Annotated in this window: 14 protein-coding genes, 1 pseudogene and 1 riboswitch; of the genes and pseudogenes, 3 read left to right on the top strand and 12 right to left on the bottom strand. The window is 67.4% G+C overall.

What is annotated here, in order from left to right:
* Positions 1-19: 19 nt before the first annotated feature.
* From B5V46_RS15285 to B5V46_RS15270, 4 genes and pseudogenes are all read right to left on the bottom strand, one after another.
* Complete coding sequence (locus tag B5V46_RS15285; RefSeq protein ID WP_080617396.1) at positions 20-883, bottom strand: ABC transporter substrate-binding protein; 864 nt, start codon at positions 881-883, stop codon at positions 20-22.
* Entirely contained in the window at positions 858-2,666 is a 1,809-nt protein-coding gene (locus B5V46_RS15280; RefSeq protein WP_080617395.1) for a TonB-dependent siderophore receptor, read from the bottom strand. Before B5V46_RS15280 ends, B5V46_RS15285 begins: the two co-directional genes overlap by 26 nt.
* 130 nt (positions 2,667-2,796) lie before the next feature.
* Positions 2,797-3,000: riboswitch (cobalamin riboswitch) on the bottom strand.
* An 803-nt stretch (positions 3,001-3,803) separates the two neighbouring features.
* Positions 3,804-4,025 (bottom strand): hypothetical protein, encoded by a 222-nt coding sequence (locus tag B5V46_RS19900; protein WP_155774087.1) that lies wholly within the window; start codon positions 4,023-4,025, stop codon positions 3,804-3,806.
* 833 nt (positions 4,026-4,858) lie between these two features.
* A pseudogene (locus B5V46_RS15270) lies at positions 4,859-5,994 on the bottom strand (IS5 family transposase).
* Positions 5,995-6,612: 618 nt separating this feature from the next.
* Here B5V46_RS15270 and B5V46_RS15260 point away from each other — a divergent pair.
* The gene (locus B5V46_RS15260) at positions 6,613-7,413 is read left to right on the top strand and encodes a pyridoxal kinase (protein WP_080617392.1); all 801 of its coding nucleotides are present in this window, start codon (positions 6,613-6,615) and stop codon (positions 7,411-7,413) included.
* Positions 7,414-7,458: 45 nt separating this feature from the next.
* Here the strand turns inward: B5V46_RS15260 and B5V46_RS15255 are convergent, their stop codons facing one another.
* Positions 7,459-8,952 carry an AAA family ATPase gene (locus B5V46_RS15255; protein WP_080617391.1) on the bottom strand — a complete coding sequence of 498 codons (1,494 nt, stop codon included), beginning with the start codon at positions 8,950-8,952 and terminating at the stop codon, positions 7,459-7,461.
* Between the two features lie 184 nt (positions 8,953-9,136).
* On the opposite strand from B5V46_RS15255, the gene B5V46_RS15250 reads away from it, so the two are divergent.
* Positions 9,137-10,000 (top strand): formate/nitrite transporter family protein, encoded by an 864-nt coding sequence (locus B5V46_RS15250; RefSeq protein WP_080617390.1) that lies wholly within the window; start codon positions 9,137-9,139, stop codon positions 9,998-10,000.
* Positions 10,001-10,182: 182 nt separating this feature from the next.
* Positions 10,183-11,502, top strand: coding sequence for an acetamidase/formamidase family protein (locus tag B5V46_RS15245; protein WP_080617389.1), 1,320 nt, complete (start codon positions 10,183-10,185; stop codon positions 11,500-11,502).
* A 649-nt stretch (positions 11,503-12,151) separates the two neighbouring features.
* Here B5V46_RS15245 and B5V46_RS15240 read toward each other — a convergent pair.
* The 7 genes from B5V46_RS15240 to B5V46_RS15210 form a co-directional block, all read right to left on the bottom strand.
* Positions 12,152-13,237, bottom strand: a complete 1,086-nt coding sequence (locus B5V46_RS15240) for a response regulator (protein ID WP_080617388.1) — start codon at positions 13,235-13,237, stop codon at positions 12,152-12,154.
* 12 nt (positions 13,238-13,249) lie between these two features.
* A complete protein-coding gene (locus B5V46_RS15235) occupies positions 13,250-14,491 on the bottom strand; it encodes a PocR ligand-binding domain-containing protein (protein WP_080617387.1) in 1,242 nt (413 codons plus the stop codon).
* Positions 14,492-14,598: 107 nt separating this feature from the next.
* Positions 14,599-15,744 carry a methionine adenosyltransferase gene (metK, locus tag B5V46_RS15230; RefSeq protein ID WP_080617386.1) on the bottom strand — a complete coding sequence of 382 codons (1,146 nt, stop codon included), beginning with the start codon at positions 15,742-15,744 and terminating at the stop codon, positions 14,599-14,601.
* A gap of 44 nt (positions 15,745-15,788) precedes the next feature.
* Positions 15,789-16,706 (bottom strand): glycyl-radical enzyme activating protein, encoded by a 918-nt coding sequence (locus B5V46_RS15225; protein ID WP_080617385.1) that lies wholly within the window; start codon positions 16,704-16,706, stop codon positions 15,789-15,791.
* Between the two features lie 46 nt (positions 16,707-16,752).
* Positions 16,753-17,016: a BMC domain-containing protein gene (locus tag B5V46_RS15220; RefSeq protein ID WP_231119143.1), complete on the bottom strand. Its 264-nt coding sequence runs from the start codon at positions 17,014-17,016 to the stop codon at positions 16,753-16,755.
* A 92-nt stretch (positions 17,017-17,108) separates the two neighbouring features.
* Positions 17,109-18,794 (bottom strand): aldehyde dehydrogenase family protein, encoded by a 1,686-nt coding sequence (locus B5V46_RS15215; protein WP_080617383.1) that lies wholly within the window; start codon positions 18,792-18,794, stop codon positions 17,109-17,111.
* Complete coding sequence (locus B5V46_RS15210) at positions 18,791-19,315, bottom strand: heme-binding protein (protein ID WP_080617382.1); 525 nt, start codon at positions 19,313-19,315, stop codon at positions 18,791-18,793. Before B5V46_RS15210 ends, B5V46_RS15215 begins: the two co-directional genes overlap by 4 nt.
* Positions 19,316-19,323 lie beyond the last annotated feature (8 nt).

The following is a 19,323-nucleotide window of genomic DNA, read 5'->3' as shown; positions in this document are numbered from 1 at the left end:
GCTGCAAGCGTATCGGGGCTCAGTCGGGCGCGGTGGCGGCGTCCGAGTCCCGGCGGCGGGTCATCTCGGCCAGGGCGCGGAGCGCATAGGGGGTGCCGCAGACCCAGTCGGGGCCGGAAAAGGCGGGGGCCGCCGCCGCGGGCAGGGCGCGGAGCGCTGGATGGGCCAGGATCTCTTCGGCGCGCGAGGTTTTCGGATAGGGGCGCGAGAGGATCAGCAGCTCGGGATCGGCCATCACCAGTTCCTCGAGCGCGAGATCGAAGCCGCCATGGCGACCCTGGGCGGCCTGGTCGGTGCGGGCGAGATTGGCAAAGCCCGCACGGGTGAGGATGTCGTCCGCAAGCGTGCCCTCGCCCTGGGTGTAGCCGTTGGCATAGAAGAAGGCGGCCAGCGGCCGGGGCGGGCCGCTCTGCGACAGCCGGGCGAGGTCCTGTTCGAAGGCGCGGGCCAGGGTCTCGGCATGTGCCTCGCGGCCCAAAAGCCCTCCGGTCTGGCGCAGCCGGTCGGCCACCTCGTCGAGCCGTGTCGTCAGGCCGATCTGCGCCACCCGGATGCCGAGGCGCTCGAGCATGGCGAGGGTCGCCGGGTTCGAATAGGTGCCGGCCAGCACCAGATCGGGGCGCATCAGGAAGATCTCCTCGGCGCCGCCGGTATTGGCGGGATAGGCGCGGGCGGCCTCGGCCATGGCCGAGTTCATCGGGTTGGCGGCCAGGTCGCTGACCGAGACCAGCTGGCCCGGGCCCGCGACCAGCATGGCAAGCTGGTCGGTGCAGAGATTCATCGACACCACCCGCCCGGGCGGGTCGGCCAGCGCCGCGGTCCCGGCAAGGGCCAGGACCGCGGCGAGGCGGATCGCGCTAGAAGGAGGCACGCAGGCCCACATAAAGCGCGCGGCCGGAGGTGTTGTAGCCGCGGAAGGTCTGGTAATCGTCGTTGAACAGGTTTTCCACGCGCAGATAGGCCTCGGAGCTGTCGGTGAGGGCATAGCTGACCATCGCCCCCGCCAGGGTATAATCGTCCAGCGCGCCCTCGCTGTCGACGCTGTCCGTGCTGCGCTGCAGGGTCAGGCGGGCGTTGGCCCTGTCTCCGAGGGCGGTGTCGATCCCGAGCATGAGATCGTGGCGGGGCACATGGATGCTGCGCCCTTCCGAGCCCCGGGAATCGGTATAGGTGTAGTTTCCGAAGATATGGGCGGTCTGCGACAGGGCATGGCGGGCCGAAAGCTCGATGCCTTTCGAGGTCGTGGTGCCGGAGACCTGTTTCGTCACATAGGTGACGTCGTCATAGCCGATGAGATCGTCGATTTCGGTATGGAACAGGGTGGCCTTGACGAAGCCATTCGTTCCGAAGCGTTTCTCGAGGCCGAGTTCTGCGCTGCGGCTGCTTTCGGGCTTGAGGTCCGGATTGCCGTAAAGTGTGTCGAAAAGCTGGTAGAGCGGCGGCGTACGATAGCCGGTGCCGAAGACCGCGCGCAGGATCAGGTCGTCTTCGAGCCGCCATGCCAGCGCCAGGCGACCCGTGGTCTGGTTGTCGAAATCGGAATAGTCGTCATGGCGGAGCGAGAGGGACAGGTCGGCCGCGTCGCTGAGGGCATATTGCAGCTCGCCGAAAACGGCGGTGCTCTCGGTATTGAAGTTCCCGGACGAGATGTCTGCTTCTTGTTCCGACCAGTCCGCGCCGAAGGACAGTCTTGCGGCCTCGGTCAGGTCGGCCGAGCCGAGATAGGACAGCGTGCGGCGTTTGCCGGTGAGAGAGTTTGGGCTCCAGCCCGGAGAATTGTAGCCCCGCTCGGTCTGGGTCCAGGCAAAGGCCAGTTCGTTTTCCACCTTGCCGATGTAGAAACCGGCGAAGGCCCGGACCCCCTTCAGGGTTTCGGATGATTTAGTTACCGGCGAGGTATCCGTGGCGCCTATGTCATAATCGGTCTTGTTGTCGGAATAGAGGGCGGAAAAGCCCAGGGTCAGCTGCTCGGTCATATCGAATTCTGCCGAAAGCAGGATCAGGTCCTGATCGAAGCCGTCGGATTCCCTATTGCCGTCCCGGGCCGAGAAACTATGGGTTTCGACATGCGACATGGTCAGGGCGATCTGGCCGCGATCGGTCATATTGCCAAAGCTCAGCGTGCCGGAATAGGTGCCGTAGGTCCCCGCCTCGACCTCGGCCCGTCCCGACAGGCCCGGGCGATCGGGACGCCAGCTGGTCATGTCGATGACGCCGCCGATCGCGTTGGCGCCGTAAAGCGCCGATTGCGAGCCCTTGAGAACCTCGATGCGGGACGCGAGGCCGGGGGTGAGGATGCCGAACTGCAGCGAGGGCGGAATGCCGGATGGATCGGAGAAATCCATGCCGTCGATTCGCGTGGCGATATAGCCGTTGGACAATCCGCGGATGCGCAATGTGGCGGTCTGGCCAAGCCCGCCATTCTGCGCGATCGTGACGCCCGGCAGGGTGGCGAGGGTCTCGCCCAGATTCTGCCCGCCCGCCGCGATCTGATCCCGGTCGAGGGTCTCGACCGTGGCGCCGGTCCGGTTGGTGGCGACGGGGGTGAGGCTGGCGCTGGCGGTGATCTCGTCGAGAAGGAGGCTGTCGTCGAGATCCTCGGCGAGGGCATGGAGGGGCGCGAGGGCGGCGAGGCCGAGCCCGAGGCAGAAGCTGGATCTGGTCATGTCCGTTCCGGTCTGTCGAACCGCGATGCGGCCCGTATTGTCGAGAGGCCCTTGGAAAGACACGCTTTCCGCAGACGGTGAAAGCGTCACCACTGCGGATTTGCCGCCGCCCGTCGCGCGCCCCGCGGACCGGCTGGGTGATCGTCCTGGCAGGTCTCCTGGCTTGCGGGTCGTCGCTTGGCTGGCCTTCCCGGGGAACATCCCCAGTGGCACGATCAGCCGCGCTCGCCGCTTACAGTTGCGGGGGCAGCCGCGGCATGAGCCCCTTGCGAGGCCGCACCGCGTTCCCTTTTCATCGCCCGTCGCCGGGCGAACCAAGACAGTTTTCGGTTAATCCGGGCCTCCGGACCTGTCAAGCGGGACGCCGGGGCGGCAGGCTGCGACGATTGCGGCCGGTTCGGTGCCGGGCGTCAGCAGTAGTGCGGCCTCGCTGCCATGGGCGACCCGGACCGGCAGCAGAGCCAGGGACGGCGGCGCACGCAGGATCGCACAGGCGATCTCCGGTTGGGCGGCGGCGGGCAGGGCGGGCTGCCCCGGCGTGGTGAAGCCGGTCAGTCTGTGGCTGAGGTCCGGATTGCCGATCGCGTCGACGATGCGTCAGGCGCGCAGCCGGAGCCCGGCGGTGGCGTGCTCCCAGCGGGTCGTCGTCGGCGGGGGCTGCCCCGTCCGTCCTGCCGCGGTCGGACGGGGTGGCGGGTCCGGGAGAGCTCCGGTCACGCCGGGCGGCCGCGCGGATCGCCCCGACCGGACAGAAAGTCCCGGTCGGGGCGATCAGGAAGGCCGGTGGTGTCGTGGCGACCGGCGGATGGGCGGCGACAAGGCTGCGGACCGGGTCCTGAAAGGCGGCGAGAGGCGGCGCGTCGCGGTCGCCCTGCGCATCGGGCGGTTCGGCCAGAAGCGGCGTCGCGGTTCGGGCGGCCGGGCCGGGTCGGGTCGGCCGATGCGCGGCATATGACGGCGCACGACCAGCCGCCGGTTCTTCTGGCCGTTGCCAGCGGCGCGCGTCACCTCGCGTGGCGGGATCGTCCCGGAGATTTCGGTCAGCGGGGCATCGGGCTGGCTTTTGACGCCGCCGGATCCGGAGCTGTCGCAGAAGGTCTTCGCGCCTTCAGGGGAATGGGACCGGAGATGTCAGCCTTATTCGCTGCGCCGCGTCTGGTGCCGGGCGGCTGCGGTCGCGATCTCGGCGATGGCCTTGCGCCTCTGAGACAGCGCGGCTTCGACCCCGGTATCCGGTCCGACCAGGGCGCAGAGCGCTTCGTCGGGATCGCGGGACGCCCGCACGAAAATCTCGATTTCGCCATAGCGCATCGGCGTGGCATCGCGGGGCGGTTGCCCGGTGCCGGAGACCTCGGTCAAGGCGGTGGCTTGATCGTCCAGACGCAGGGCGCCGCGGAGATAAACTGCATAGAAATATGCGCGCGGCTGGGGCTTTTCGGCCCGAGGCCTCGGCCCCAGCCGCGTCGGAAGGTCGACGAATGCGATGGCGCGGCAACCGGGAATTGGGGTCTTCATGGCCTGAATGGGAACGGTGAAGGGCATCTGTGGAGGGCGTCTCCGAAATTGCGGGGGCCGCCGGGGCCATGGGGCCGACCGTTCAGGTCGGGTGCGGCGCGTGGCCCGAGCCCTCGTTGCGGCCCGGATGCGGGCGGCGGGTGCGGCTTGCATCGACCTGGTCCGGGCGCGGGCGGCACCGTGCCGGGGCGCAAACCGATCGGCAGGAAACGGGGGCAGCGGTGGAGCGACCAGCGACACGCCAGGCCGGGTCTAGCCGCATCGGTCCCGCCTCCTGACGGGGCCCGCCGCCGATCCCGCGCGGGATCTGCCTCAGGGCGGGGCCAAGCGCCTCTGCCCCGCTTGCCGCCCAGCCGGACGAGGCGCCGCGCGCCGCGGTCGGCGCGATCGGCAGGACCTCCGCGACCGGCCCGGCGGTTCTGCGATGGACCGGGTGCAATACCCGCTTGCGGTCGTTGCGGAGGCGAGCCTGTCGAACCGGGTCAGCAGCAGCAGGCTCGATCTGCCCGGATGGGGGGCGACGAGCTCCCAGATCGCGGCTTCGGACCAAGGGCGCGAGGCCTAACAGGGTGCTGAAATAGTCGATTGGTCGGAACGGCTTCCTCCGTTCCTGCCATTGCGCTGCTCCTATCCGCCTTCTTCCCGCCACGCGGCATGCTGGTCGGGGGTCTCCGCCCTCAAATCGCCAGTATTCGCGGCAGCCAGGCAAGATTTGCCGCCGCCAGGGCGAGGATGAAGCGGGACCGCACCCGCTCCACGCCGCGACAGGCCGTCTGCGCCGCGCCTCCCACCGTCTTGGACCAGCCGAAGAGTTCCTCGATCCGCTTCCGGTGCTTCTGCGACAGCGCATAGCCATTGTGCCGGGTGGTCCGTCCGTCGATGGCGGAGGACCGCGCCTTCTGCGCGACATGCGGCGTGATGCAGGCCTGCCTGCAATCGGCCACGAACCCGGCGGCGTCATGCGCCTTGTCGGCCCCCGGGGTCAGCCGCCTGGTCGACCCCGGCGACTGCCGGTGCATCATGTCGAGCGCCGCCTTGCGTTCGGCACGGCCATCCGCGCGGGTCAGGTCGCCCTGGACGGCCAGCCCGCTGCGGTTCTCCATAAGTGCGCCCGATGAAGCATAGCATCGCGCCGGTGCCCGGAGATTTACGGTAGAGCCGTGCATCCGCATCTGTCGTCGAGGCATGCGTCGCGTTCGTGCGCTTCTGACCCCGGAAATCGACTTCGGCATTGCGGCTGGCGGGAAGGGGCATCTGGCGGGTTTCCGGATCGGGCCGCGGGGAGGGGCTTTGCGGGGCGGCGTCCCCTGCCGGAGGATCGCCGGGATCGCCATCCTCTTTCGGCCGGACGCTCTTCATCGAGGCCAAGGCTTTCACCAGCGTGCCGTCGACCGAGAAGTGGTCGTCCGAAAGCAGCGGCGCGACCTCACGGTGGGCCAGGATGGCAGCCATCACCTTGCGTGACATGTCCGTGGTCAAAAGGCGGTCGCGGTTCTTGCTGAACACGGTCGGGACCCAGACCTGGTCGTCGATGCCAAGCCCCACGAACCAGCGGAACAACAGGTTGTAGTCCAGCTGCTCCATCAGCTGCCGCTCGGAGCGGACGGAGTAGGGATCTGCAACAGGCTCGCGCGGATCAGGCGCTCCGGCGCGATCGAGGGACGGCCGAAGTCAGTGTAGAGCACCTCGAATTCTGCATCGAGGCTGGCGAGCGCGTCATTCACCTCTTCCGCAGCGGATGCCGGGCGGGGATGCGCGCCTCGAGATCGACATAGCTGAACAGCGATCCGCTCGGCTCGTCTGCACCGCGCATGCCTGTATCCGCCGTTGATCCCCGGCGGATGAATCATGTTCTGCAACCGGCGTCGAGGTACGACTATTTCAGCACCCTGCTAAGGCGCGAAGCAGCACCATGTCATGCCATCGGCGGCGAGGCCGCGTATTCCCAGAGGTCCCGGCCGATCTCCGGGTCAGGCATGTCGATCAGCTCGCAATGCCTCGGGATCTCGGCCTCAGTCTGTATCTGGATCGGCCGGGTATCGGCGTCCGAGAGGCCGGACAGGCCGACAAGATCGGCCGGCGCCGGTCGGTCGCGGTCAGGGGGCTGGTTGCTCCGGTGCCCCGGTCCGGTTGCGCAAAACCCGAACGGGACGGGCCAGTTCCCCGCCCGATCGGTGATTGCGGGGCCAGGGGCCTGCTTTTCCGGACCGCCGGGCGGTGCGGGCGCGGCGGACAGGGCGCAAACGATGTCATGGACGATGCCGGTCGGGTTCGGGCCTGAAAAAACCGGCCGGCCCGTCCGTCCCGGGGCCGTCAGCTCGCCGCCGCTCCGGGTCTGTCCCGCGCCGGGCGACAGGGGTTTCGACATGCTCCGCTCGCCGGTCTATAGAGGGGCACTCGCCACGGGGGCGGGCAAGGCGAGAGGTTGGCGATGGCGCGGATCCTGATCGTTTCCAGCTATGTGGCTTCGGGCCATGTCGGGCTGTCGGCCGCGACCGCGGTGCTGCAGGCGCTTGGCCATGAGGTGACCGGGCTGCCCAGCGTGGTGCTGTCGAACCATCTCGGCTGGCCGCATGCGGCGGGCGGGCCGCTGCCCGCAGGCGAACTCTGCGAGATGACGGCGGCGCTGCGGGCGAACGGGCTGCTGGCGGGTCATGACGCGGTGCTGATCGGCTATCTGCCCAGCCCCGAGCATGTCGCTTTCGCCGCCGATCTGGTGGCCGAACTGCGTGCCGCAGGGCCTGCGCCCCGGATCGTCATCGACCCGATCCTCGGGGATGCGCCGGGCGGGCTTTACGTGCCTGTGGCGGTGGCCGAGGCGGTCCGCGCGCGGCTGGTGCCGCTTGCCGACACGATGACGCCCAACCATTTCGAACTGAGCTGGCTTGCCGGGCGCGCATTGTCCGATCTCGAGGCCACGGCCGGGGCGGCGGCGGCGCTGGCGCCGGAGGTGCTGGTCACCTCGCCGCCGCTCGGTCCCGAGGCCACCGGCGTTCTGGCGGTGCGGGGCGCGCGGAGGGAGCTGTTCCGAACCCTTCGGCGGGGCTCTGTGCCGCATGGGGTGGGCGACGCCTTCGCGGCGATGATCGCCGCCGGGCTCGCGCCGGGCGAGGCGCTGGGCCGGCTGGACGCCCTTGTCCTGTGCAGCATCGGCGCGCCCTGCCTGGCGATCGCAAGCGCCGCGCCGCGCTGGATCTCTGCCCCCGCGATCGGACCCGAGCCGCATCCCTGACCGGGCGGGCGGATCTCGAACGCCGGGGCGCAGGCCTGCCTTGTGTCAGCTCAGCGCGGCACGAAGCCGGACCAGCGTCGTCTCGAGCCCGCCATTGGTATCGATCCGCGGCCAGGAGATCCCTTCTGTGCCATGGACAAGCTGGGTTTCAAGCACGTCCAGCGTGGCATCCGAGGCGCTTTCGCCACGGGTCGCGATCCGCTCGCGCAACCGCTCGGGCGCGGCCTCGAGCCAGAGCGTGTCGACCCGAAGCCCGGCAAGCCTGCCTTCGATCTGGGCCCGGTGCGCGGCGGTGTCGAAGACCGCGCCGAGGATGACCGTGGCGCCGCCCTCTGCCAGCGCCCGGCTCCGTGCCGCGATCCGGGCATAGACCTCGTCCGAGACGCCCGGGGCATAGGCCTCCCGCGGCAGATGCTCGGTCGCCTCGACGCCGAACAGCGCCTTGCGGGCACGGTCGCTTTCCACGATGCGCGCGCCCGGGGCGCGGCCCAGATGCGGGGCGAGCCGTTCGGCGAGCGTTGTCTTGCCGCTGCCCGACAGCCCGCCCAGCACCACCACCCGGCCCGGCGCGGGCGTCAGCAACTCGCGGGCGAGATCGAAATAGACCCGCGCCTGTGTCGCCCGGGCCGGATCGTCGCTGGCGGCGGTGGCGGTGACATGGGCCCGGACCTCGGCCCGGACCGCCATCAGGAAGGGCAGAAGGCCATGGGCATCCTCGGCGCCCGCGGCGTCGAAATAGCGGTTGGCCACGCGATTGGCGATCTCGGGCAGGCCGCGATGCCACAGATCCATCAGCAGGAAGGCAAGGTCATAGGCGACATCGACGGTGGCCAGCGCGTCGTTGAAATCGATCGCGTCGAACAGCTCGGGGTGGCCGTCATGGCGCACGATATTGGCCAGATGCAGATCGCCATGGCACAGCCGGACCAGCCCGCGCGCGCCGCGCCGGTCAAGCTGCCCGCGATGGCGGCGGAAGGTACGGCGGAAGCTCTCATCCAGCGCCGCGACCTCGGCGGGGGCGAAGACCCGGCTTGTGGCAAAGCCCGCCCGGTTGATGTCGAGCACGGCCGCCATCCGCGCGGCGCCGCCGGGATGGCGGCGGATCGGGGCCCGGGCATGCATCGCGGCCACCGTCCGGGCCAGATGTTCGGCATCGGCCCCGGTCAGGTCGCCGGCCTCGGCCACCCGGTCGAGAATGTCGTCCTGCGAGAAGCGCACCATCTCGACCACGGCATCGACCAGCGGCCCGTCGCCATCGAAGGCAAGCCCGTCCGCCTGTCGGGTGATCCGCCGCACCCCCAGATAGATGCCGGGCGCGGTCGGCCGGTTCAGGGCGAATTCCTTCTCGCAGGTCCGAAGCCGTATCCCGGGCGTCGAGAAATCGGCATAGGGCAGGCGTACCGCGCGCTTCAGCTTCCAGGCGCGGTCTCCGGTCAGGAAGATGCGCGAGATATGGGTTTCGATCTCGCGCGGCGGTTCCGGTCCGCGCGTCTGTGCGCGCAGGAAGGCCGTGACCTCGGTCTGGTCGTCCAGGATCATGGGGCAGTCTCCTCGGTGTCGAGCCTAGACCCGGTGCGTGAGGCCGAACAGGGGGCGAATCCGCCCGGTCGGGGGGGCCCTTCTGCGCGTCCCGGCCGCGCGGCCCCCTTGGCCCGGGCGCGCTTTCCGCTAATTGCTGACGGAAGGGTCCGGTTCGGGCGCCGTGAACGCGAGGGGAGGGCCGATGGCCGCCAGCACGCAAAAGAAATACGAGGACCGCATCGCCGAGCACGAGCTCGAGGCGATCGATGCCAAGGCGCCGATCCGGGCGCTGGCGCTGTTCGAGTCGATCCGCCGGGAGGGCGCGCATGAGCTTAACCGCCCGGCCTCGGCCCTGGCGCTGTCGGGACTTACGGCGGGGCTTGCGATCGGGTTCTCGGTCTTGTCCGAGGCGCTGCTGCGGACCCATCTGCCCGACGCCCCCTGGCGGCCGCTGATCGAGAATCTCGGCTATTCCGTCGGCTTCGTGCTGGTCATCCTCGGTCAGCTTCAGCTGTTCACCGAGAATACCATCACGGCGGTCTGTCCGGTTCTGGACGATCCGCGGCCCCGGGTTTTCGCCAGCCTCGCCCGGCTCTGGTCGCTGGTGCTGGTCACCAACCTGATCGGGGCTGCGGCCTTCGGCTGGGTGCTGCATGCCGGCACGGTCTACGAGCCCGAATTGCGGGCCGCCGTGGTTGCGCTGTCCGATCACGCCACCGGCTATGGCTGGTGGGAGACCGCGGTCCGGGGCATCGGTGCGGGCTGGCTGATCGCGGCGCTGGTCTGGGTCAAGCCGAATGCGCGCAACTCCGAACTGCTCCTGATCGTGCTGGTGACCTATCTGATCGCGCTGGCAGATTTCTCGCATGTGATCGCGGGCACGACCGAGGCGGCGGTGATGGTCTATTCCGGCGGCATGGGCGCGTTCGAGGCCCTGGGTGGCTTCGTTCTGCCCGCGCTTGTGGGGAACATTCTCGGCGGAACGGTATTCTTCACCTTGCTGACCTATGCCCAGATCCGCAGCGAACTTGTGGGCGATCCGGATGCCGGGAGAACGCGATACTGACGCCCATGAATTCGGAGCTGTCTTCGGGCCGGTCTTCGGGCGTGTCCCGCGCGGCGGATGGCCGGGGCTGGGGGTGGGGCCGGTTCCGATCCCGGCCCTTTCGGGCGGCGTGTCCAGGGCGGGCTAGACACCCTCGCCACGGCTGCTAACTATCGGCAGACGAACAGTAAGGAGACGCCGAAATGGCCGATGGAAGCAGAACGGGCGGCGCGTGCCGCAGTGTGGTCATCAACGGGTTCACGAACAGTGTGCTCGACCCCGATGCGCCGATGCTGGGGCCGGTCGAGAATGGCGGGACGATCATCGCCAACACCGCGCCCGGGTGCTGGGGGCCGATGATCACGCCCAGCCTGCGCGGCGGCCATGAGGTCACCCGTCCGGTCGCGGTCGAGGGCGCCGAGCCGGGCGATGCCCTCGCGGTCCGCATCCGCGACGTCACCGTGACCTCGCTGGCGACCGCCTCGGGCCATGACAGCTCGCCCGAGGGGTTCTGCCTCGGCGATCCCTATGTTGCCGCGCGCTGCCCGACTTGCGATGCGCTCTGGCCCGAGACCCATCTCGAGGGCATCGGCGGGGAAGCGGTGCGCTGCAATGTCTGCGGCAATCCGGTGACCCCGTTCTCGATCGTGCATGGCTATACCGTCGCTTTCGACGACACCCGCAGTGTCGGCGTCACCCTGCCGAGCGACGCGGCCGAGACCATCGCCCATGACGCGCCCCATTACGCGGCGCTGCCCGATGCCAGCCGTCAGCATTCGATCCTGGTCTATGCGCCCTCGGACATGCCGGGCGCGCTGGTCCGGATGCGGCCTTTCCTCGGCCAGCTTGGCACCTGCCCCTCGAAGGCGATGCCCGACAGCCACAACGCGGGCGATTTCGGCGCCTTCCTGGTCGGCGCGCCGCATCCCTATGCGCTGACCCCCGAGGAACTCGCCCAGCACAAGACCGACGGCCATATGGATATCGACGCGGTTCGTCCCGGCGCGATCCTGGTCTGCCCGGTCAAGGTCAAGGGCGGCGGGCTTTACATGGGCGACATGCATGCCGGTCAGGGCGATGGCGAGATCGCGGGCCATACCATGGATGTGGCGGGCAGCGTCACGCTGCAGGTCGAGGTGGTCAAGGACTATCCCATCGATGGCCCGGTGCTGTTCCCGCTGGCCGAGGACCTGCCGCCGATGGCGCGTCCGTTCAGCGATATCGAGAAGGCCCGGGGCGCGCGGCTGGCGCGGCGCTGGCATGTCAATGCTCTGGAAGAGGTCGCGCCGGTTTCGGTGATCGGCACCGGTGCCAACCTGAACATCGCCATCGAGAACGGGCTGGAGCGCGCGGCGAAACTTCTCGACCTCTCCGTGGCCGAGATCCGCAACCGTGCCACGATCAACGGTGCCATCGAGATCGGACGGGCGCCGGGGGTGATCCAGGTCACCTTCCTCGCGCCGCTCGATCGGCTCGATGCGGTCGGGCTTGGCGGCTATGCGCGCGAGCAGTACGGGATCTGACCCCTGACATCCCGGAGCGCGGCCCTTCATCGCGCGCTCCGGGGCCCGGCACCTTGCCGCGGCCGGCCTGTCCGGCCCGGCCTCGCCCGCGCCGCATCCGGCATCTTTGCCGGGGCGAGGTTCCCTGTGGGGAAGCACCGACGCTGTCTCGGCCCGGCCCCGGGTTTCAACACCCTCCTGTCCAATGGAAGCGCGTGTCTTTCGACGCGATGCCGCGGTTGCCGTTCCGGGCGCGGCGCCATACCCGCTTTCGACAAAAGTCCCGATCTCGTTTCTTTATCCGTTCCGGCCAGCATGCTGCAGGACGTGTCCCCGGCTGCCATGCGACCTGTCAGGGGTCATGCTTTCCGCGTGGCACCGAGCCCCGATCCCGACCGCGAGCTTCGCGGCCCCGCAAGGCGGCTTGGGCTTCCGGTGAGCGTATCGGTGGTGCTATCGCGAAGCCTGGCTGTCAGCGCGTCGTCAGAGCTTCGTTCCGACATCGGGAGGAGAGACAGGAAGCATTTTCAGGCACCCGGGGGCGGTTGCGGTTGAACCGCGCGGATTGCAGGCCTGACAGCTCTGATCCGTGCATGGGGCTCGGCTGCTGTCCCTGGCCGGACGGTGCAGGACGGTGCCGAGGCGCGGGCCGGCCTGCACAGCCTGCATCCTAGCGGAAACGGCGCCGATATTCGGAGGGGGACAGGCCGACTTCTTTCTTGAACGCCTTGCCGAAATAGTTGGCATCCTGGAAGGACAGGTCGAGAGAGACGTTCGTGATCGGCAGGTCGCTGTCCTGGAGCAACTGCTTGGCGCGCTCGATGCGCTGGGTCTTGAGGTAGGAGATGAAGGTCACGTCCATCTCCTTGCGGAACAGACGGCTGAGATAGCAGGGGCTGATCTGCGCGAAATCAGCCGCATCCTCCAGCGTCACGCCCTTGTGCAGATTTCGTTCGATGTAGTTCAGCACATCCTGGATCCGGCCCGAGGCATGGGCGCCGCCGGATTCGTTGGCCTCGAACAGCACATCGGTGATCTGGCAGAGGATCTCCTGCACCTGGAAATGGCTGTGCATGTCGAGCCGCTGTGTTTCGAGCGTGTCGACTTGACGGGCGAGGGGGGCGGGCAGATCAAGCCCGCGCCGCTCGACCATCTGCAGCATGATGCGCAGGAATTCCAGCACGGCGCGGCGCGGCGAGGCCTCGCGCTGGGCGTATATCGCTTCGAGATGGCGGCGCACCAGCGCCAGGCATTCGCGATAGGCGCTCTGGTCGACGAGGGCGGCGATGCGGTCGGCGACAGGCGGCTCGGGGGCACGGATCGAGTCGGGCGCGGGCGCGGGGGCCGTCACGGTCCAGGCGTCGGCGGCGCGCGCGGCCACCGGTTCATGCTCGGTGAGGCATTCGCGCACGGCCTTGATGAGATCTGCGGTACGGACCGGCTTGAGCAGGAAATTGTCGGCCTTGAGGTGGATCGCGCTCTGCATGAGCTCGAAATAGTCATAGGCCGTCAGAATGATGACCTTGGTCTGCAGGCCGCGATCGCGCAGGGTCTGGATGATCTCGAGCCCGTCCGGACGCGGGATCTTGATGTCGACCAGAACCAGGTCGATATGCTGGGCCTCGATCAGGGCCATCGCCTCGGTGCCGTTGCGAGCCTCGCCCACGATCCGGCCATTCTCGAGGTTCTTCTCGAGGATGCTGCGCAGCGCGCGGCGCTCCAGCTCCTCGTCTTCGATGATCGCGATATCGAACATGGGATCGGTTCCTTACTCCTGCCGCGCCCGGGCCGTAGCCTCGTCGAAGCCGGTCGGCAGCCGCAGCCGCACCAGGGTGCCGCGCCCGTCGCGGAACGGGCTGACGATTTCCAGGCCGTGGCCATCGCCGAAATAATGCCGGAGGCGGCTGTCGACATTGTGCAGGCCGATGCTCTTGCGGCCGCCCCTGTCGGCTGTCCCGGCCAGCACCGCGATCCGGCGTTCGGCCGTGATGCCCTCGCCATTGTCGATGATGTCGACGATCACGTCCTGACCGTCGCGATAGGCGCTGATTTCCACCAGACCGCCGCTTTCGCGCGGTTCGATGGCATAGTTGATGCAATTCTCGACGATGGGTTGCAGCACCATGAACGGGCAGGACACTTCGGCCAGCTGCTCGGGGAGGTCGATCGTGAAGCTGAAGCGGTCGCCCAGGCGCAGGCGCAGCAGGAACAGATAGTTCCTAACATGGTCCATCTCGGAGGCGAGCGGCAGGAACTGGGTCCCGCTTTTCTTAAGAATGTAGCGCATCATGTCGGCGAAGGCATGCACCGTGCTTTCGGTCTGCTCGGCATCCTCGATCAGCGCGAGCCGGCCGATGGTATTGAGGACGTTGAACAGGAAATGCGGGTTCACCTGATAGGACAGGGCCTGCAGTTCCGCCTCGCGGAGCAGGCGTTCCAGTTCGGCGCCGCGCTTGGATTCCTCCATCAGCCGCAGGTTCTTGGCGTAAAGCTCCTGGGTGACGCTGTTGGAATAGCTTTGCTCGACGATATGCGAGGCGATGTAGAACAGCGAATAGGCCGCCGAGCGCAGCCGCCCGTAGGAAATCTCGCCGATGTCATGATACAGCGCCATCAGGCGCGGATCCTCGCGCCAGGACGCCTCGACCGGGAACAGCCCCGAGAGATCGATGAGATCGGGCGCCATCTCGCCGGGCCGCATCTTGACCTGTCCGCAGATGACTGCGCCCAGATACTCGCCCCGCATGATGATCGGCGCAGCGAAGTCGACAAGGCCCGCATGGCATTTGTAGATCGAGGGATCGCCGGTCGAGAGCGCGGTGCGGCCACCCACCGCGTCGCAGTGATAGCAGCGCTCGCGCCATTTCGGATGGTGCCGGATTGTGTCGCAGAAGGAACTGAAGCCGCTTGGCTTCGTGACCGGCTCGCCATCGGGATCGACGATCACCATGGCGACGCCCACCGCCGCGCTGAAATTGTCCTGCACCTTTTGCAGAGTGTCGATGTTCATCAGATCGACAAGGCGCTGGTGGCGGGCGGCTTTCTCCTCGGCGGTCCTGGAACCGCCGAGAGGGAAAGAGGCATTTTTAATGTATGATTTCTGATCGACTTCGGACGTCAGTTGAAAGCCTTCTGCAAGGCGTCCGCACGATCCGTCTGCTCCCATGGGAACCCCTCTGTGTCCCGCCCGAAATGCCCGTATGCCGCCGTCTTCTCGAAGATCGGCCGACGAAGCTGCAAGATGTCGATCATGCCCGCCACGGAAAGCGGAAAGACCGACCGGACCGCTTCTTCAAGCTTTCCGGTATCCACCTCGCACCCAGAAGGTAAGGTAATCCCGACCATCTCGGGAAGTAACTGACCTATCGCAAATGCGAGCGAGACTTCACAACTTTGTGCGATTTCTGCAGCAACGATATTTTTCGCGATGTAGCGGCACATATAGGCAGCCGTGCGGTCGACCTTTGTCGAATCCTTGCCCGAGAAGGCGCCGCCGCCATGGCGGCCGATGCCGCCATAGGTGTCGACCATCAGCTTGCGGCCGGTCAGCCCGGTATCGGCGGCGGGGCCGCCCAGCACGAAGCGCCCGGTCGGGTTGATCAGCACCCGTGTATCGGCGCGCAGCCAATGACCCATCACCGGTGCGATCACCTCTCCGATCAGGCCGCGCAGCATCTCCTCGCGGTCGATCTCGGGGTCGTGCTGGGCCGAAAGGACGAGACTGCGCAGCACGGCGGGCCGGCCGTCGGCGCCGGTCTCGAAGGTGACCTGCGCCTTGCCGTCGGGGCGCAGCCAGGGCAGCCTTCCGGAATGGCGCACCGCTGCCAGCCTTTCGGTCAGCCGGTGGGCGTAATGGATCGTGGCGGGCATCAGCGTCGGCGTCTCGTTGCAGGCAAAGCCGTAGAAGATGCCCTGATCGCCAGCGCCGATCTCGGCATCGCGCGACACGCCCATGGCGATGTCGGGCGATTGTTCATGCAGGTCGGTCAGGATGAAGCAGCCCTCGGCATCGAAACCCAGCGCGGGATCGGTATAGCCGATCCGGCGCAGCACGCCGCGGGCCAGGGCGGGCACGTCGACATGCGCGGTCGAGGTGATCTCGCCCGCGATATGCAGCGTGTTGCCCGAGGCCAGGACCTCGGCGGCGACACGCGCCATCGGGTCCTTCGCGACATAGGCATCGAGGATGGCGTCCGAGATCTGGTCGCAGACCTTGTCCGGATGGCCTTCGGTGACCGATTCAGAGCTTGTGCAGGTTGTCATGGCCTTCGCCTCCTTCCAATGCGGGGTGTCCGGTGCGGTCGGGGTCAGCCCCCGACCACGCAGGTCAGTCCGAAGGATTGGATTGCCTCGACCAGCGGCGTGACCGTTTCGGGTTTCATGTTCGGGGTGTCGCCCATCGGATAGGAGCGGCCGAGCAGCGAATACTTGTTCTCGCCATAGGTGTGGTAGGGCAGCAGGTGGACGGTATCGACGCCCGGCATCAGCTTGGCGAAGCGGGCGACCGCCTCGGCGGCCTCGATGCTGTCATTGACGCCGGGCACCACCGGGATCCGCACCACGGTATGGGTCAGCGACGAGATGCAGAGCGCGTTTTCCAGGATGATGCGGTTGTCGACACCGGTATTGGCGACATGCGTGTCGGGGTCGATCGACTTCATGTCGAGCAGCACATGGTCGACATGGGGGATCACGTCGCGCACGATCTCGCGCGTGGTGTAGCCCGTCGTCTCCATCGCGGTGTTCCAGCCCTGTTCATGGCAGGCCATCAGCAGTTGCTTGGCGAATTCATGCTGGAACAGCGGCTCGCCGCCGGACAGCGTCACGCCGCCGCCCGAGCGCCGGTAATGGATCGCGTCCTTGCGCAGTTCCTGCATCACCTGGGTCACGCTCATCTTCTTGCCGGACATGCTGAGGGCCTGGGTCGGGCAGACGGTCGTGCAGGTGCCGCATTCGATGCATTTCGAGCGGTCGACAAAGCCCGGATTGGTCGGCGCCAGCGCCTGGGTCGGGCAGACCGGCACGCATTGGCCGCATTTGATGCAGCTCGAGGCACGGAAGAAGAGTTCGGGTTCGGGATTCTGGCTTTCGGGGTTCGAGCACCAGCGGCAGCGCAGCGGGCACCCTTTCAGAAAGACGATGGTGCGGAGCCCCGGGCCGTCATGGATCGAATAGCGTTGAATGTCGAAGACCGTGCCTTCGCAGGAATAGTCGATGTCGGTCATCTGGTGGTTCCTTCCGTGTATCTTGAGACCTGTTCATCGGTGCAGGTCAGAAGGCGGGGCTTTGTGCCGCCTCGATTGCCGCCATCGCCATCCGCACGGCCGAGGTCTCGCCCAGCACCGCCAGAGTGGTGGTGGTCTGCGGGCAGGAGCCGAACAGCTCGACCGTGTAGACATTGGCCGTCTTTCCGGCCAGGTCGGCGTAGTAGAAGAGATCAGGGACGGAGGTCTGGACAAAGCCGATCGCCGAGATCGGATTGGCCTCGATCCACTTGCGGGTATGCGGAGCAATGCGCCTCGTGAGCATATCCATGATATTCTCTTGCGGCGCGTTGATGATCCTCATCATGTGCATGGTCCCGTTTCCCCTGATCTCTTCTTTTCACCTGGTGCCGAACTCCGCGCTCAGCGGACGTTCAGCGCCTCGACCATCACGCATTTGCGCTTGCGTGCGAACGACTTGGGCGAGGTCAGCCCTTCGCCGGTCGGGCCTGCGATGGTGAAGGTCGTGTAGCCTTCGCCGCCGACGGCCAGCCCCGCATAGGACGGGCCGTTCTTGACGAAGATCGTGGTCTGGATGAGCTTGGCCATCTTGGTCAGCTTGCGCACGTTGGTCGAGTGCATCATCGCCGTGTGCCGGTTTCCGTGTTCCAGCTCGACCGCCAGATCGATAGCATCGTCGACGCTGGGTGCACGCACCAGCGGCAGGATCGGCATCATCAGCTCTTCCTGGACGAAGACATGATCCTTGTCGGCTTCGGTCAGGATGATCTTGACGTCGTCGCCCACGGTGATGCCGATCAGGCCCAGCAGGTGCGCCGCGCTCTTGCCGACGCAGGAGGTTTTCGGCCCGCCCTTTTCGTTGATGACAACGCCCTCAAGCTGCTTGACGACCGCCGGGTCCTTGATCAGGTAGGCACCGCATTTCTGCATTTCCGAGATCAGGAAATCGGCGATCTGGTTGACCGCGATCACTTCCTTCTCGGCGATGCAGGGCAGGTTGTTGTCGAAGCTGCAGCCGTTGACGATGTCGCGGGCGGCCTTCTCGATATCGGCGGTCTCGTCGACCACCACCGGCGGGTTGCCCGCGCCCGCGCCGATCGCCTTCTTGCCGGTCGACATCACGGTCTTGACGATGCCCGGGCCGCCGGTCGCGACCAGCATCCGCACCTTGGGATGGGCCATCATCGCGTTGGTGTTGTCGATCGAGGGCGTCTGCACCGTCACCACCAGGTTCGCGGGCGCGCCCAGCGTCGCGAGCTTGCGGTTGATCAGCTTGATCGTCAGCAGCGAGACCTTGGTCGCGCGCGGGTGGACGCTGAACACCGCCGAGTTGCCGGCCGCCAGCATGCCGATCGAGTTGCAGATGATGGTCTCGGTCGGGTTGGTGGTGGGGGTGATCGCACCGACCACGCCATAGGGCGAGTATTCGACCAGCGTCAGGCCGTCATCGCCGCTGACCGCATCGGTGGTCAGATCCTCGATGCCCGGGGTCTTCTCGCAGGCCAGCCGGTTCTTGATGATCTTGTGGGCGGCATTGCCCATCCCGGTTTCCTCGGCGGCCATATGCGAGATCCGCTCGAGCGTGCCGTTCGACAGGATCACCTCGCGGATGCCGTCGGTGAAGCGCTTGCGGGCGGCCATCGAGCAGAACAGGAACTGGCGCTGCGCCAGCTCGGCGGCCTCGATCGCCTCGTCCATGGTCGCGAAGACGCCGTCGCCCAGCGTGGTCGCCTCTTCATCCGAGACCGCGACATCGGCCGAGCTGCCCGAATGCGGGCAGACACCGCAGGGTTGCTTGTCGCCGAGCGCCTTAACGACGAGATCGTTGACGATGTCGTCGATGGGGTCGTCGACGGGCGACTTCGACCAGCAGCAGCGTTTCGAGCCCGGCACGTAACCGGCGCCATCGGTCGTCGCGGCTGCCGGAGACGATCCCAGATCGGTCAGGATCTGAGCCACGAGGTCGGACATGGGCTGACCGCTTTTCGGCTTGGCCGGCGGCGGAGCGTCCGCAGCGCTGTCGGCCGCCGTGCTGCCATAGCCGCTCAGGACCTGGGCCACGGCGTTGCTGATATCCTTGTCGTTCATCTTTCCGCTCCTTCTTCGGGGCTCTGCCCCAATTCGTCCGAAATTCCGGTCAGGGACTGGCGTGCGATGGCCATGTCCTCGTCGACGGTGCCGCCGCTGATGCCGACCGCGCCGACGACCCTGTCGCCGCGCCGGACCGGCATCCCGCCGCCGAAGGTCACGACGCGGCCGTCATGGGTGCTTTCGACGCCGAACAGCATGCCGCCCGGTTGCGCCATCCGGCCAAGCTCGTCGGTGCCCATGCGGAAGGCCGCGGCCGTCCAGGCCTTGCCGGGGGCCAGCGCGGCGCTGGCGGGCAGGCTGCCCTCCATCCGGTGAAACAGGATCTGGGCCCCGCTTGCATCGGCCACCGAGATCACCACCGGCACGCCCATCGCCACCGACGCGGCCCGGGCCCGGGCCGCAATGGCCTCGGCTTCGGCCAGGGTCAGATCCGCCGCCGGGGCAGGGGAGACCCCGCGCCGTTCCAGCGCAGCCGTCACCAGCCGCTCGATCAGTTGGGTTTCGTTCGGGCTCATCATCGCATGCG

This window comes from Rhodovulum sp. MB263, assembly GCF_002073975.1.
GTDB lineage: Bacteria > Pseudomonadota > Alphaproteobacteria > Rhodobacterales > Rhodobacteraceae > Rhodovulum.
The sequence above is the reverse complement of the archived record's forward strand: the minus strand, read 5'-3'. Positions and strand labels throughout refer to the sequence as shown.

Excerpts from the sequence above, each read along its gene's own strand:
- B5V46_RS15285 (WP_080617396.1), bottom strand. The coding sequence starts at position 883 with ATGTGGGCCTGCGTGCCTCCTTCTAGCGCGATCCGCCTCGCCGCGGTC.
- B5V46_RS15280 (WP_080617395.1), bottom strand. The coding sequence starts at position 2,666 with ATGACCAGATCCAGCTTCTGCCTCGGGCTCGGCCTCGCCGCCCTCGCG.
- B5V46_RS15260 (WP_080617392.1), top strand. The coding sequence starts at position 6,613 with ATGGCGCGGATCCTGATCGTTTCCAGCTATGTGGCTTCGGGCCATGTC.
- B5V46_RS15255 (WP_080617391.1), bottom strand. The coding sequence starts at position 8,952 with ATGATCCTGGACGACCAGACCGAGGTCACGGCCTTCCTGCGCGCACAG.
- B5V46_RS15250 (WP_080617390.1), top strand. The coding sequence starts at position 9,137 with ATGGCCGCCAGCACGCAAAAGAAATACGAGGACCGCATCGCCGAGCAC.
- B5V46_RS15245 (WP_080617389.1), top strand. The coding sequence starts at position 10,183 with ATGGCCGATGGAAGCAGAACGGGCGGCGCGTGCCGCAGTGTGGTCATC.
- B5V46_RS15240 (WP_080617388.1), bottom strand. The coding sequence starts at position 13,237 with ATGTTCGATATCGCGATCATCGAAGACGAGGAGCTGGAGCGCCGCGCG.
- B5V46_RS15235 (WP_080617387.1), bottom strand. The coding sequence starts at position 14,491 with ATGAACATCGACACTCTGCAAAAGGTGCAGGACAATTTCAGCGCGGCG.
- metK (WP_080617386.1), bottom strand. The coding sequence starts at position 15,744 with ATGACAACCTGCACAAGCTCTGAATCGGTCACCGAAGGCCATCCGGAC.
- B5V46_RS15225 (WP_080617385.1), bottom strand. The coding sequence starts at position 16,706 with ATGACCGACATCGACTATTCCTGCGAAGGCACGGTCTTCGACATTCAA.
- B5V46_RS15220 (WP_231119143.1), bottom strand. The coding sequence starts at position 17,016 with ATGGATATGCTCACGAGGCGCATTGCTCCGCATACCCGCAAGTGGATC.
- B5V46_RS15215 (WP_080617383.1), bottom strand. The coding sequence starts at position 18,794 with ATGAACGACAAGGATATCAGCAACGCCGTGGCCCAGGTCCTGAGCGGC.
- B5V46_RS15210 (WP_080617382.1), bottom strand. The coding sequence starts at position 19,315 with ATGATGAGCCCGAACGAAACCCAACTGATCGAGCGGCTGGTGACGGCT.